This is a genomic window from Lacinutrix sp., from assembly GCF_023299985.1.
Classification (GTDB): Bacteria; Bacteroidota; Bacteroidia; order Flavobacteriales; family Flavobacteriaceae; genus Lacinutrix.
This window is the reverse complement of record NZ_JALZVX010000120.1, coordinates 1-13,697: the sequence shown is the minus strand read 5'-3', so window position 1 is coordinate 13,697 and position 13,697 is coordinate 1. Positions and strand designations below refer to the sequence as shown.

General features: G+C 31.0%; 15 protein-coding genes. 4 read left to right on the top strand and 11 right to left on the bottom strand.

All coding sequences use genetic code 11. The features are described from left to right. Positions 1-239: 239 nt before the first annotated feature. The 5 genes from Q0C58_RS06185 to Q0C58_RS06165 all read right to left on the bottom strand — a co-directional run bounded on the left by Q0C58_RS06185 (position 240) and on the right by Q0C58_RS06165 (position 5,519). Positions 240-980, bottom strand: coding sequence for a hypothetical protein (locus tag Q0C58_RS06185; RefSeq protein ID WP_290698879.1), 741 nt, complete (start codon positions 978-980; stop codon positions 240-242). After that, entirely contained in the window at positions 961-1,431 is a 471-nt protein-coding gene (locus Q0C58_RS06180) for a hypothetical protein (RefSeq protein ID WP_290698877.1), read from the bottom strand. Before Q0C58_RS06180 ends, Q0C58_RS06185 begins: the two co-directional genes overlap by 20 nt. A gap of 275 nt (positions 1,432-1,706) precedes the next feature. Then, positions 1,707-3,950, bottom strand: a complete 2,244-nt coding sequence (locus Q0C58_RS06175; RefSeq protein WP_290698875.1) for a TonB-dependent receptor — start codon at positions 3,948-3,950, stop codon at positions 1,707-1,709. Between the two features lie 52 nt (positions 3,951-4,002). Then, entirely contained in the window at positions 4,003-4,899 is an 897-nt protein-coding gene (locus Q0C58_RS06170; RefSeq protein WP_290698873.1) for a FecR family protein, read from the bottom strand. Between the two features lie 104 nt (positions 4,900-5,003). After that, complete coding sequence (locus tag Q0C58_RS06165; RefSeq protein WP_290698871.1) at positions 5,004-5,519, bottom strand: sigma-70 family RNA polymerase sigma factor; 516 nt, start codon at positions 5,517-5,519, stop codon at positions 5,004-5,006. A gap of 325 nt (positions 5,520-5,844) precedes the next feature. Between Q0C58_RS06165 and ffh the strand changes: the two genes are divergently transcribed. From ffh to Q0C58_RS06145, 4 genes are all read left to right on the top strand, one after another. Beyond that, on the top strand, positions 5,845-7,173 hold the full coding sequence (gene ffh, locus Q0C58_RS06160) for a signal recognition particle protein (RefSeq protein ID WP_290698869.1): 1,329 nt from the start codon (positions 5,845-5,847) through the stop codon (positions 7,171-7,173). 74 nt (positions 7,174-7,247) lie between these two features. Further along, a complete protein-coding gene (locus tag Q0C58_RS06155; protein WP_290698867.1) occupies positions 7,248-7,619 on the top strand; it encodes a four helix bundle protein in 372 nt (123 codons plus the stop codon). A 206-nt stretch (positions 7,620-7,825) separates the two neighbouring features. Then, complete coding sequence (locus tag Q0C58_RS06150) at positions 7,826-8,707, top strand: bifunctional 5,10-methylenetetrahydrofolate dehydrogenase/5,10-methenyltetrahydrofolate cyclohydrolase (RefSeq protein ID WP_290698865.1); 882 nt, start codon at positions 7,826-7,828, stop codon at positions 8,705-8,707. 350 nt (positions 8,708-9,057) lie between these two features. Beyond that, positions 9,058-9,198: a hypothetical protein gene (locus Q0C58_RS06145; RefSeq protein ID WP_290698864.1), complete on the top strand. Its 141-nt coding sequence runs from the start codon at positions 9,058-9,060 to the stop codon at positions 9,196-9,198. Positions 9,199-9,450: 252 nt separating this feature from the next. On the opposite strand, the gene Q0C58_RS06135 is transcribed toward Q0C58_RS06145, so the two are convergent. From Q0C58_RS06135 to Q0C58_RS06110, 6 genes are all read right to left on the bottom strand, one after another. After that, entirely contained in the window at positions 9,451-9,873 is a 423-nt protein-coding gene (locus Q0C58_RS06135; RefSeq protein ID WP_290698862.1) for a VOC family protein, read from the bottom strand. 3 nt (positions 9,874-9,876) lie between these two features. Then, positions 9,877-10,707, bottom strand: a complete 831-nt coding sequence (gene rluF / locus Q0C58_RS06130) for a 23S rRNA pseudouridine(2604) synthase RluF (RefSeq protein WP_290698861.1) — start codon at positions 10,705-10,707, stop codon at positions 9,877-9,879. 16 nt (positions 10,708-10,723) lie between these two features. After that, complete coding sequence (locus tag Q0C58_RS06125) at positions 10,724-11,551, bottom strand: alpha/beta hydrolase (RefSeq protein WP_290698859.1); 828 nt, start codon at positions 11,549-11,551, stop codon at positions 10,724-10,726. 1 nt (position 11,552) lies between these two features. After that, positions 11,553-11,915, bottom strand: a complete 363-nt coding sequence (locus Q0C58_RS06120) for a cupin domain-containing protein (RefSeq protein ID WP_290698857.1) — start codon at positions 11,913-11,915, stop codon at positions 11,553-11,555. Positions 11,916-12,018: 103 nt separating this feature from the next. Beyond that, positions 12,019-12,570, bottom strand: a complete 552-nt coding sequence (locus tag Q0C58_RS06115) for a hypothetical protein (RefSeq protein WP_290698855.1) — start codon at positions 12,568-12,570, stop codon at positions 12,019-12,021. Between the two features lie 196 nt (positions 12,571-12,766). Next, the coding region (locus tag Q0C58_RS06110; RefSeq protein ID WP_290698853.1) for a helicase HerA-like domain-containing protein at positions 12,767-13,697 on the bottom strand (931 nt) is incomplete at its 5' end.

The following is a 13,697-nucleotide window of genomic DNA, read 5'->3' as shown; positions in this document are numbered from 1 at the left end:
GTTTCATAAGTGTGTAAAATTTAAAGTTAATAAAATAAAAAAACTCAGGATTGAATTCAATCCTGAGTTTTTTGAAACTTACACAGTTTATGAGATAGTACCTATATTTTGTTTTTAACTTGTCAATTCTAAAAGCCAAATCTAAAAATTTGGCGGTCTTTGTAAATAAGCGCAAACCTTTCCGAGTTAGCACTTACTATCTATGTTTTACACACTTTGTTGCCAGCTGTGTTTTACACTTAATCTATATGCCCAATGTTTCTAGCTGTTTCTAAAAACTCTTTCCGCAACATTTCAAGTTTGTTTTTAGATTCCATATCTGATGGGTTAGATTTAATATAAGCTTCAAAATATTTAATTCTCATTTGGTCTAAAAGAATTTTAACTTTGTTGATATGATTTGGAAATCCTAGATTAAAGATTTCCCAGTTATTATTTTTATCTTTCTCATCAATCATATCAATAAGTTCTTCTAATGAATTAACTGTATTTGTTATGTCAATATTTAATTCTTCATATTCTGAATTTGTTTTTATTTCCATTCTCAATTCTGGAAATATATGTTCATCATTATTCGCTTTTTCAACTTCTAACCAATAATCTTCTGATTCTTTTTGAATTATGAAAAGATGAGATATGTCAAAGTGATATGGTGACTCAACGTATTTTGATTCGTGGTCATATTTCATTTTTCGTAAAACATCTGTAGGAAAAATGATTTCATCATTTGTTTCAGTATGATGTTTTAAACACATAAACATTAAATTATTATAACCATTCAATTCTTCTTTCGAAAGTTTAGGATTATATCTTTGTTTTTTATGTGAAACAGATTCGATATGACAGAGTTGAGCTTGATAAATATTCTTGGTATTCACAAGCGGTGTTGTGCAACCAGTAAATGCACATTTATTTCCAGAACGAGCTAATAGTGCTCTGTAAATATGGTCTGGAATATATCTACCTATCTTGCCAGCCATCGCTAATTACTTTTTCAATGTAAATTCTAAATTCATCACTACTTATTTTATTATGCCTAGCATCATAAGTACTAGAATGTCTATTGTAATATGATGATTTAGCAAATATTACAAAATCGCCTTTTAGATGTCTTGTTAATACTCTAGCCGTTTCGGGAAGTTTTTCTCCGTTATATTCGCCTTCGTCCCAATATGACCGTGAAATGTAATTTCCTTCAGACAGTTCAGTTACCTCCTCGCTTGGATAATCATAATCTTTATAAACTCCAGATGAATTAAGTTCAGATGTTTCTATTCTAAAATAATTCCAGATAGGATTTTCGAATGATTCAAAAATCAATTTCTTTGGCTTAATTATATCTGTTAATCCAGTAAATATTTCTATGCAATTACTTTCAGTTGAAGTACTAGCTGATTTCACATCTAAACCTCCGCCTGTCGGATAGAACATATGGTTTGATTGTTCTTTTGAACCTATGATATTTAGGATTGAGATAATTTCATCAAGATTTGTCCATTCACAATGTTTAGGTATTCCAACTGGAAATATCTCCTTATGTATCTGAATCCAATCTTTTATATTTTGTTCGTAGAAACTCATTTTTAATTTTTAGTTCAAGGTTTTGTCAACATTGCTGGCAACGTATTATCTGATATAAAATCGTTTCAATGTTTTATATCATAAGTTAAACGAAGTTAGCTTAAAATTCTCACAAAGTCAAGTCTCTAAAACACAACCCTAAAACTCAAATTAGGAGTAAAACCAAGCGATTTATCATCAATTTTAGATATAGAATCGTCATCGTTTAAAATATAATAAGTGTTAAGAGTATTGTCTCTATTTAATATATTCCAAATAGAGAAGCCTAATTCTGCCTTGGTCTTTTTAGCTAAATTAAAATTATAAGTTCCGGATAAATCAGTTCTAAAATAATCGTCTAAATTAGTATTATTAGCAGTGTTGTAGTTAATATTATTATCGAATATAGGCTGTTGTGCATTTGGTGTTGTAGTGGGTTTTCCAGAGTTCCAATTAAAACCAAGTGCTAATTTTAAATTATCTAGCGTGTAAGTACCTGCAAAATTTAGTGCGTGAGAAATAGCGATGTTATTAGTAAAGTTTTGTCCATTATTTAGAGTAGGGAATGAATAGTTGTTATCGCTTATAGAGTAGCTTAACCATGTGCTAAACGTTTTAAATTGCTTATTTATTAAAAAATCGATGCCTTTAGTTTCGTAGTTTCCAATGGCATTTACATTTTGAAACTGATTTTGAAAATCTTGGCTTCTTGTAGTAATCCCTTCAACACGTTTAATAAATGCTTCAGCACTTACAATAAGCTTGTTTTTATTGTAATGCAACCCAATAGAAGCTTGTTGGCTTTCTATAGTTGGTAACGTTGTATTGTTAGATAAAATCCAACGTCGTTGTTCTATGCCTAAAAAATCGTTTTGTCTATCAATTACCTGAGAGGTAACTTGGCTTTTAAATTCGCCTAAAAACTCAACCTTAAAATATTTTAAAAATTTATGGTTAACACTTAAGCGTGGTTCTAATAATAATACATTAAAAGGTTTGTAAAAGTTACTTCTAGTACCAACTTTTAAATGTGTTTTATTATCGTAAGACGAAAAAACAAACTCACTAAAAGTAGCGTGTGTTTCTACAGTATTGTCACTTGTAAGCTCAATATTATTAATCTCTTCTAGATTGGTAATGTTTACATTAGCGTATTGGTAGCCATTAACCCAACGCAAACGGTCGTTAAAATCTAATTTAAGTTGAAGCGTAATACCTTGGTCTAAAACGTTGTTGTTTTGTTGTAAAAATTGGTTGTTTTCTATATTAAAATTAGTGGCATTTAGTTTATAATCCGAAATATTTAATTGTATCTCGCTGCTTAAAAACTTACTCCATTGCCTACTATAATTAAGTCCAGCAGCAAGATTACGCTGCATTATACCATTATCTAGAGTTGTTGTGATGGTGTTATTTGTATTGTTTTCTAAAAAATCGAGTCTATTAAAAATGGTAGTAAAGCTAAATCTTAATTTATCTTTTGTTGAGAGGTCATGTAGTAGTTTTGCGCTTACATCGTAAAAATAAAAACTTTCGTTAGAACTCGTGTTTTGGTTGTTTCCTGAAGGATTATCGATTTCCGAATCTTGAAAAATACGATCGAAATACTGTTGATACGTAGGTGTGTTTACAATATCTGTAATAGAGCGTCTTACAGATAGCTGTAACTCCATATTACCTTGTAGTTTTAGTTTGGTAAATGCATCTGCTTGAATTAAATTTAAACCTAAGCCAGAAGTGTTTTTTTTATTTAAATCTGTGTCTAAACGCATATCTATAATACCAGAAACACCATCACCATATAGAGCGCTTGTACCATTTTTAGAAACAACAACATTAGAAATTAAGTTAGGATTAAATGCAGAAATTAAACCAAAAAAATGACCAGATTGATACATCTTTATACCATCCCAAAGTATTAAATTTTGGTCATGAGTTCCACCACGAATATTAAGGCTAGAGATTGTTTCGTCCACGCTTAAAACACCTGGTAAAGCTTTAACAGTCTGTAAAATATCTGGTTCTATTAAGCCAGGAAGAATACCAAATTCGTCTGGATTAATAATAGTTTCTCCAGTTTTAGTTTTTTTAATACCAGTAGTTAAGTACTTAATAAGTTGTACTTCTTCAAGTGCTTGAATAGGTTTTGTTACTTTTCTACTTGGCGCAATAGAGACAAAACGGCTGTTAATAATTTTAAATCTTAAATTGGTGTTTGTTCTTAAGTAAGTTATGGCATCATTATAAGATAAAATAGATGAAGGTTCGTTAATTTCAACGCCTTCTAAAGTTTTGTCTGCATAGGTAAACCTGATATCAAAACGTTTTTCTAAAGCTTTTAAAACTGTTGTAAGTGGAAGTTTTTCAGTTTTAAAAGTTTGAGAATACACACTAATAAAACTAAAAAAAAATAGGATAATTAAGAGAGTGAACGTAATGTTTTTACTCACGCTTTAGCGATATCTTATTGTTGTTTATAGTATAGACTAAGCTAATTGGGTCTGTTATTGCTTGTAACGCAACATCCAAATTATTATGCGCAAAACTACCTGTAAACAACTGGTTTGTATCTATAGTATTAACGCTAAAAGTAACATTATATTGTCTTTCAAATTCTGCTATTACTTGAGAGTAAGGCATACTTTTAAAAGCAGATTCATTATTAATCCAAAATGGACTAGGATCTTTAATTATTGGTTTTTCAATGTATTTGTTATTTAGAACTAAAAATTTTTCTCCAGGTTTTAAAACACGACTTGTTTTTTTGTATTCAACTTTTACAGCACCTTCATAGCAAACAACTTCAAAAAGATTATCTCTATTTTTAACATTAAACTCTGTGCCTAAAACCGAAATATCACCAACACTAGTATGTACTGTAAACTTTGCACCTTTGGCAACCTTAAAATAAGCTTCGCCATTTAAGTCTAAATCTCTGCTATCTTTCCAGTTACTCTTATTAAAAACTAAAGTGGATTTTGCATTCAATTTTACTTGAGAATTATCAGGCAGTACTATAGTTTCTTTTTGCGCAATTTCTGTAGCAATGTTTGTATCTAAAGTAGTAGTGTAATAATAAGAACCAAAACAAATAGCTAAAATAGCCGCTACACGTAAGAACGGTTTTAGCCAATTGGTTTGTTTTTTAGTTCTGGTTTTTAGGGCAAGTTTTAATTTTTCTAATTCACTATCAGATTCATAATTCTGTGGTTTAAATTTCTGCAAAGCAGCATCCAGCCTTGTTAATTCACTAAAGTCTTCAAGCTGTTTAAAAGCTTCAAGCTCCTGAGAATTCAGGTTGTTATCTAACCATTTCTTTATTAAATCTTCTTGTTTCATATGTCTTATTCAAGTATATAACAACTGTTTACTAAAAACTCCTACTTTTATTATTAATTAAAGAATTCAAAGAATTTGGTTTCAGTTTTTAACTTCACTATTTACTATAACTCTTTAATGTCTTTGCGTAACTTTTTTAGAGCTCCATAAATTCGTTTTTCTACTGCTTTCGTACTAATGTTTAGAAGTTCTGCAATCTCTTTATGTCTTTTGCCTTCAACACGATTCATCATAAAAGCAACACGCTGCGCATCAGTTAAATTAGAAAGTGCTGTTTGCAATCTCTTGTTATATTCTTGTTCCTCCAATATAAACTCTGGAGATTCATTAGTATAGTGTTGTGGTTTTGTTTGATGGTGTTTTAAAACAACCTTATGGTGTTTAGCTTCATTTAACATTAAGTTGTTTGCTATTGTAAAAAGATAACTCTTAGCTTTTTCTGGAGTTACTTTTTTACAGTTTTCCCACAATTTTATAAAAGCATCTTGCGTTTTATCTTTTGGGTTTAAGTGGTCTCCAAACTTATAGTATAGAAAATCACTTAAGTCTTTGGCATGCTTTTTAAATAAAGCATTAAAACGTATTTCATCACAAATATTATCATGTAAGTTTTTTGCCATAGTGGTTTTTAAAATCTTCTAAAAATAAAAAAAACAAATTTATATAGTAGGTTTTTTTTAAAGTAAATTGTTTTAATAGTATAATATAGTAACCAAAATAAAACACAATAACTTTTAATGTGTAGGTTTTGGTAAAATTTAAAGTAACGTCATAATTACTTTTTAATTGGTTTATTAATTTGAAAGGTTGCTAATTTTAGTAACCTTTTTTTGCATAATTATTTATCCACTTCACTTCTTTAATACACTTCAAATTCTTAAATTTGCGAATCTTAAGAACTAGTCAGACTGTTTACCGCAAACTGATTACTGAATACTAAAAAATATGTTTAATAATTTAAGTGAAAAGTTAGATAAAGCGCTACACGTACTAAAAGGTCATGGAAGCATTACAGAGGTTAATGTTGCCGAGACTTTAAAAGAAGTACGTCGTGCACTTTTAGATGCCGATGTTAACTTTAAAATAGCTAAAGATTTTACTAACAGAGTAAAAGAAAAAGCACTAGGATCTGACGTTTTAACAACATTACAGCCAGGACAATTAATGGTTAAAATCGTTAAAGACGAATTAACCGAGTTAATGGGAGGCGATGCAGCAGGTATAAACTTGTCTGGCACACCAACCGTAATTTTAATGTCTGGTTTACAAGGTTCTGGTAAAACTACTTTTTCTGGTAAATTAGCAAACTTCTTAAAAAATAAAAAAACAAAGAAACCTTTATTAGTTGCTTGTGATGTATACAGACCAGCAGCCGTAGATCAATTACACGTTGTAGGAGATCAAATAAAAGTAGATGTTTATAGTGATAAAGGTAATACAGATCCTGTTGCTATTGCGCAAGCAGGTATTGCTCATGCAAAAGAAAACGGACATAATGTAGTTATTATTGATACAGCAGGTCGTTTAGCGGTTGATGAAGCCATGATGACCGAAATATCGAACATCCACAAAGCAATCCAACCACAAGAAACATTGTTTGTTGTGGATTCTATGACAGGTCAAGATGCTGTAAATACAGCAAAAGCCTTTAATGATGTCTTAAATTTTGATGGTGTTATCCTTACCAAATTAGATGGTGATACACGTGGTGGAGCAGCGATTTCTATTAAATCTGTAGTAAACAAGCCAATTAAGTTTATTGGTACAGGTGAAAAAATGGAAGCGATAGACATTTTCTATCCTTCTCGTATGGCAGACCGTATTCTTGGAATGGGAGATGTTGTGTCTTTAGTAGAAAGAGCCCAAGAACAATTTGATGAAGTAGAGGCAAGAAAATTACAAAAGAAAATAGCCAAAAACCAATTCGGGTTTGATGATTTCTTAAAGCAGATTCAGCAAATTAAAAAAATGGGTAATATGAAGGATCTTGTAGGCATGATTCCTGGTGCAGGAAAAATGATGAAAGATGTAGACATAGACGATGATGCTTTTAAACACATCGAAGCTATTATTCATTCTATGACAGTTCAAGAAAGAACAAACCCATCAGTAATAAACGCAAGTCGTAAAAAACGAATAGGAAAAGGTTCTGGAACATCTGTAACACAAGTAAATCAATTACTTAAGCAATTCGACCAGATGAGCAAAATGATGAAGATGATGCAAGGCGGAAAAGGTAAAGCAATGATGAATGCAATGAAGAATATGAAATAGTATTCAGTCTCTGTGGTAATTTTTAGTTTTACTAGAACAGAATTAATTTCTAAATAAAATTATAAAAATTAAATATGGATTTCAAAAAATTATTAGCCTATCAAAAAGCATTAGACTTGGCTATGCAAATTTTTGAAATCTCTAAGTCTTTTCCAAAAGAAGAGGTGTATTCACTTACAGATCAAATAAGAAGAAGTTCACGTTCTGTAAATGCAAATATTTCTGAAGCATATAGAAAGCGAAGATATCCAAAATATTTTATTAGTAAACTAACAGACTCTGATGGAGAGAATTCTGAAACTAATACATTGTTGGATTTTGCTTTAGCATGTAGTTATATTTCAAAAGAACAACATTTAGATTTATCAAATCAAGGAATTGAAGTTGGTAAATTAATAAATTATATGATTAATAATTCAGGTAAATTTGGAGTTAAAACTGAATAGGTTTTAATTACGAATAATAGTCGTCGGCACACCAGTAATAAACTAAACCAGCAGAGTAAGCAACTAAAAACTGTGACTGCAACTGAAAACTGCCACTGCGTCTGAAAATTAGAAAAGAAGAATAAGCAACTGAAAATTGCGACTGAATACTAAAATAGCAGAGTAAGCAACTTAAAACTGTGACTGCGACTGAAAACTAATAACCCATGACAATCTTAGACGGTAAAAAAGTAAGTAACGACATCAAAAACGAAATCAAAGCTGAAGTTGATAAAATGAAAGCAAACAACGAGAAAGTGCCGCATTTAGCAGCTGTAATTGTAGGAAACGATGGAGCGAGTTTAACTTATGTTGGTAGTAAGGTGCGTGCTTGCGAGCGCGTTGGTTTCGAATCTACAATGGTACGTTTGTCTAACACAACAAGTGAAGTAGAGTTATTAGATAAGATAGAAGAGCTTAATGAAAATAGTGACATAGATGGCTTCATTATTCAATTACCATTACCAGAGCAAATAGATACTCAAAAAGTATTAATGGCTGTAAATCCAGATAAAGATGTAGATGGTTTTCATCCAATGAATTTTGGAAAAATGGCATTAGACATGTCAACCTTTATTCCAGCAACACCATTTGGTATTTTAGAACTTTTAGATCGTTATAATGTAGATTCTAAAGGAAAGCATACTGTAGTAATTGGTCGTTCTCATATTGTTGGAAGACCAATGAGTATTTTAATGGGAAGAAAAGGGTTTCCAGGTAACTCTACTGTAACATTAACGCACAGTCACACTAAAAATATTACCCAGATTACATCTCAGGCAGATATTATTATTTCGGCATTAGGAGTTCCTAATTTCTTAAAAGCAGAAATGGTAAAAGATGATGCTGTTATTATAGATGTAGGTATTACTCGTGTTCCAGACGAAACACATCCAAAAGGATACGTAATTACAGGAGATGTAGATTTTGAAAACGTGAGTAAAAAAGCTAGCTTTATTACGCCAGTTCCTGGTGGAGTTGGACCAATGACAATTGCTATGTTACTTAAAAACACTTTATTAGCAAGAGAACGTCACAGAGCACAGTAATAATAGCAATTTGTATATTGCAATTGCAATGTGATATTTTGTAAAACACTCTTAATAAGCTCAGTAAATGTTGGAAGCCTTAAGCATATAGTACCAATAGGTGCTTCGATTGTTTTTATTATTCTCTTAATTCAGTTTTCAAAACGTAGGCATAATAAAAAACACAAAGAAAGAGTACTTAAAACTTTAGGGTTTTTAGTTTCTCTATTAGTTTTGGCATTCCATATTAATCTTATTTTAAAAGGAAATTATAATTTGGTTACAGATTTGCCACTGTTTCCATGTAGTTTTATGGCGCTTTTTGTCTTCATTTTACATCTTCAAGAAAGTATTGGCTATTCGAAATTTTATTGTTTTGGATTATTGCAGGAACTAGTCAAGCGGTAATTACTCCAGATATTTCAATTGGTTTTCCTAGTTTCGATTATTTTAGATATTGGATTGCGCATTTAGGACTACTAATCATTATTTTTATGCCATTTTTGTTCTAAAAATGAGACCAACTTGGAAAAGTGTATTCAAATCATTTTTTGTCATACAACTTTATATGATTGTGGTTTTTGTAATAAATTACCTGCTAGATTCTAACTATTCGTATTTGAAACAGAAGTCAACTTCTATTTCATTATTAGATTATTTAGGCGATTGGCCAATGTATATAATAGTAGTTGAGGTACTTTTGATTCCTTATTTTTTAATTATTTATTTGCCATTTTTTATTGCCAAAAAATTTAAAAAGAAGACTATTTAGCAAACAATTGACTCATGTCTTTAAATGCTTTAAATTCTAAAGCATTTCCAGAAGGATCTTTAAAAAACATAGTGGCTTGTTCTCCAACTAAACCTTCAAAACGAATATAAGGTTCTATAATAAATTGAATGCTTTTCTGCTTTAAATCTTCCGCGAAAGCGCTAAAAGCATCCCAAGGTAAAACAACACCATAATGTGGAATTGGTACCTGTTTCCCATCTACAGAATTAGTACTGTCTATTTCTTTAGATTGTTCTTTAAAATGAATAACCAATTGGTGTCCAAAAAAATTAAAGTCAACCCAATGGTCACTGCTTCTGCCTTCTTCGCAGTTTAAAACATCGCGATAAAAAGCGCGACATGCTTCTAAATTATGAACAGGAATGGCTATATGAAAAGGTGGTATTTTTTGCATAAGTTAGTCTTGTACAGGTTTATCTTTTCTTCTATTAATAGAGTGAATTTTTCTAGACTCAGTAACATCTTTTTCTACAACGTCTTTTACTTCATTCTTCTGTTTGTAATGCTTATCAGAATCTGCTAAAAGCATATTTAGAGTTTTTAATTCTTCAGTAGTAAACTCGCGATACTCTCCAACAGGAACGTCCAGTTTTATATTCATAATACGTGTGCGTTTTAGAGACATAACTTCGTAAGTAAGGTATTCGCACATGCGTCGAATTTGTCTATTTAAACCTTGAGTTAAAATAATTGTAAAGGTATGTGAGTCTATTTTTCGAACTGTACATTTTTTAGTTGTTTTATCTAAGTCTTCAAGATAAATACCTCCAGCCATACGTTTAATAAAGGTTTGCGATATTGGTTTGTCTACAGTAACAAGGTATTCTTTGTCGTGGTTATTGCTAGCGCGAAGAATCTTGTTTACAATATCTCCATCGTCTGTCATGAAAATTAAACCTTCACTAGGTTTATCTAATCTACCAATAGGAAAAATACGTTTTGGGTATTTAATAAAATCTATAATATTATCCTTCTCTACACGAGTATCTGTTGTGCATACAATGCCAACAGGTTTATTAAAGGCTAGATATACAAAATCGGTTTTGCGTTCTGTTATGGATTTGCCATCAACTTCAACCACATCGTTTTCACTAACTTTAGTGCCTAATTCGGGATTAGTTCCATTAATGGTAACACGTCCAGCGTCTATTAACCTATCTGCTTCTCTACGTGAGCAATAACCAGCTTCGCTTAGGTATTTATTAAGTCTTGTTAGTTTTTCTTTCATGGTGTAAAGTTACAATTTAACTAGCAATGAAATCTATAATATGTTTGTTAACAGTGTCGTTTCGTAAACCATGTCCATAACCTTTAGTTGGAATAAAAGTTGCATTTTTATGGTTTTTAATAATCATTTCAGCATCATTATACGGAATTATTTTATCTTCAACGTCATGGATAATAAGTGTTTTAGTATCTATCATTTTTACAAAAGTTGCTAAAGAAAAATGAGATGGTAGTTTATTAAAACGTTTTAAAACTAAACTGTTTAAACCATTTTCTATGTGCTTGTTATAACCCATCATATCTACATAGCGTTTAAAAACTCCAGTAAATTCAGAAGGTGCTCCAAGTAAAATAAGTTTTTCTAAATCTTTATTTTGATACGTGTTTTGGTAGAATCCTGTTGCCATTCCACCAACAGAGTGTCCTATTATAATTTGTGGTTTATAATGTTCTGCCGTAACCTTAATACATTCGGAATATAAAACGGCATTAAATTTTTTTCCGCTAGAAGCACCATGTGCAGGAGCGTCAAGTGCTACAATATTAAAGTCTAATGCTTTTAGTTTGTTTATTAAAACCTCCCAACGGTGTGTGTTGCTTTCCCATCCATGAGCTAGCAAAATAGTTTTATCATTACCTTTCCATTGGTAGGTTGCAATGTTGAGGTCTTTATATTTAAGTTGAAGTATTTTAGCCGAATCTAAAAATGTTTTCTGATTTTCTAAAATACGACCTTTTTGTGGTGTTGAAAATAAGTCAAGTGCTTTTTTTGAAGCATATTTAGGAGATAAATAACTCAATACATTTAAACAGTTTCCAATTGTTTTTATAATTAAGTTTGCCATTCTATGCTTCTCTATTTACTTTATCCATAGAAAAAGCAGGCGTACAAATGGCAATATATTCACAAGCTATAGTAAACGGATTTGAGTATTGTACTCGCGTATTTTTTTTAATTTTTATAGATTGTCCAGCTTCTAAGATTATTTCTTCTCCTTCAATAATAAACTGTTTTTTGCCTTTTATTATATAAGTGTATTCGTCGAATTCTGGTGTTTGAAAAGGTTCGCTCCAACCAGCAGGCGCAATCATGTGTGCAATGCTAATGTCTTTGTTACCATCTGTGGCTTGCCCAAAATGTTCTTCTATTAGTTTGCCATCGGTTGTTGGGACAACAAAAGGGCTGTTTTGGATTTTATATTTTTTCATTTATTTATATTATTAGATTAAGCCATATACAGCGATTCTACTGTCTGCTATAATCTATATTAATTGAGTAAACAACTGCAAACTGTTTACTGCCTACTAAACTCTACCATCCAACCATAAAATACTTAATCTTGGCAGTGTCTGGAATATTTGTAGCTTCAATTTTTTTAGACATATCAAAACGTAATTCGCTAGGTAATTCATCTTTACTTATGGTGAAAAACGTGTTGTTTTCGTTTACAAAAATCACAACATTTCTTAAAGTGTTTTCTATATTAGATATTTTGTGGTTTGTTTTAATGTCTCCAAATGTACTTAATGTGTTAATGCCAGTTTTTGTTTTATAGCGTGTATCATAAATTTTAATATTACCAATAGTTGTAGTAGAATCTAATGCTTCTTTTGGTGAAAGTGATAATAAATGTTTGCCACCTTTTTCGTAAATTTCTATATCGTTAATACTACCTAAAAATTCATCTCCAGCTATTTTTTTAACAATAGAATCTTTAGCATAGATTGTTTTAATATCCTTAACTTGAGTAGAGTCTGTTAGTAATCCAATATTTTGTTTAGAAATTGAAAATGGATCTACTTCTTTTTTACAAGAGGCTATTACTATTGAAATGGTTAGTAGGGCAAAAATTGTTTTTTTCATATTTTTTTCTCGAGAAAGCGAGAGGCTTATTTTAATTTTTAATTCCCAAATTAATACTGAACTAGCTTTAAATAAAAAGGAAATATTATTTTATTTTATAAAGATTTCGACTGCGTCCAGTGTTACACTATTTAATATTCGAGTAAGCAGAAATCGAATAAGCACTGAAAACAGCGACTGCCAATTGAATACTCTTTTAAAGTACCTTCTTTAAAATACCAAACACACTCCTAATAAAAGTAGCACTTGTTAATACTTTTATTATTGGGTTTTGTGCAGTACTACGTCTTCTTGTGCTTGTTCTGCTTTTTGCTTTTTTAGCTTTAGCTGTATCAGCTTCTTTTTCTTCTTTAGCATCAGCTTTAATTTTTGCTTTTTCTGCTTTGTCTATTCTTTTGTTAAGTATCTCGTAGGCGCTTTCTCTATCAATTTCTTCATTGTATTTTAAAACTAATTTAGAATCGTTAAGTAAGCTTTGTAGTTCATTTTTAGTTAAAATATCCATACGACTCATTGGTGCACGCATCATGGTTGCAGCTAAAGGCGTTGGACGCCCTTTTTCATCTAAAGCAGAAACTAGAGCTTCTCCAGTTCCTAAAGAGGTTAATATTTCTGCAGTATCATAATAATCAGTATCTGGATAATTTTGTGCAGCAAGTTTAATTGCTTTTCTATCTTTAGCAGTAAAAGCACGCAATGCGTGTTGAATTTTTAAACCTAATTGACTTAATACACCTTCTGGTACATCAGTTGGGTTTTGGGTTACAAAGTATAAGCCAACGCCTTTACTTCTAATAAGTTTAACAATGCTTTCAATCTGACTTAATAATGCTTTTGACGCTTCGTTAAAAATTAAATGCGCTTCGTCTATAAACATAATTAATTCAGGTTTTCCAGAGTCGCCTTGCTCAGGTAAAGTTTCATAAATTTCGGCTAATAAACTCAACATAAATGTAGAAAATAATTTTGGCTTGTCTTGAACGTCTGTTAAACGAATAATATTTATATAACCTTTGCCGTCACGAGTCGTTCTTAATAAATCTTCAACTTCAAAGCTTTTTTCACCAAAAAACAAATCTCCTCCTTGTTGTTCTATTTCTACAACTTTACGTAAAATAGCTCCAGTT

Bases quoted from the DNA above. Each gene is read 5' to 3' on its own strand.
- Q0C58_RS06185 (WP_290698879.1), bottom strand. From the start codon at position 980: ATGGCTGGCAAGATAGGTAGATATATTCCAGACCATATTTACAGAGCA.
- Q0C58_RS06180 (WP_290698877.1), bottom strand. From the start codon at position 1,431: ATGTTCTATCCGACAGGCGGAGGTTTAGATGTGAAATCAGCTAGTACT.
- Q0C58_RS06170 (WP_290698873.1), bottom strand. From the start codon at position 4,899: ATGAAACAAGAAGATTTAATAAAGAAATGGTTAGATAACAACCTGAAT.
- Q0C58_RS06165 (WP_290698871.1), bottom strand. From the start codon at position 5,519: ATGGCAAAAAACTTACATGATAATATTTGTGATGAAATACGTTTTAAT.
- ffh (WP_290698869.1), top strand. From the start codon at position 5,845: ATGTTTAATAATTTAAGTGAAAAGTTAGATAAAGCGCTACACGTACTA.
- Q0C58_RS06155 (WP_290698867.1), top strand. From the start codon at position 7,248: ATGGATTTCAAAAAATTATTAGCCTATCAAAAAGCATTAGACTTGGCT.
- Q0C58_RS06150 (WP_290698865.1), top strand. From the start codon at position 7,826: ATGACAATCTTAGACGGTAAAAAAGTAAGTAACGACATCAAAAACGAA.
- Q0C58_RS06135 (WP_290698862.1), bottom strand. From the start codon at position 9,873: ATGCAAAAAATACCACCTTTTCATATAGCCATTCCTGTTCATAATTTA.
- rluF (WP_290698861.1), bottom strand. From the start codon at position 10,707: ATGAAAGAAAAACTAACAAGACTTAATAAATACCTAAGCGAAGCTGGT.
- Q0C58_RS06125 (WP_290698859.1), bottom strand. From the start codon at position 11,551: ATGGCAAACTTAATTATAAAAACAATTGGAAACTGTTTAAATGTATTG.
- Q0C58_RS06120 (WP_290698857.1), bottom strand. From the start codon at position 11,915: ATGAAAAAATATAAAATCCAAAACAGCCCTTTTGTTGTCCCAACAACC.
- Q0C58_RS06115 (WP_290698855.1), bottom strand. From the start codon at position 12,570: ATGAAAAAAACAATTTTTGCCCTACTAACCATTTCAATAGTAATAGCC.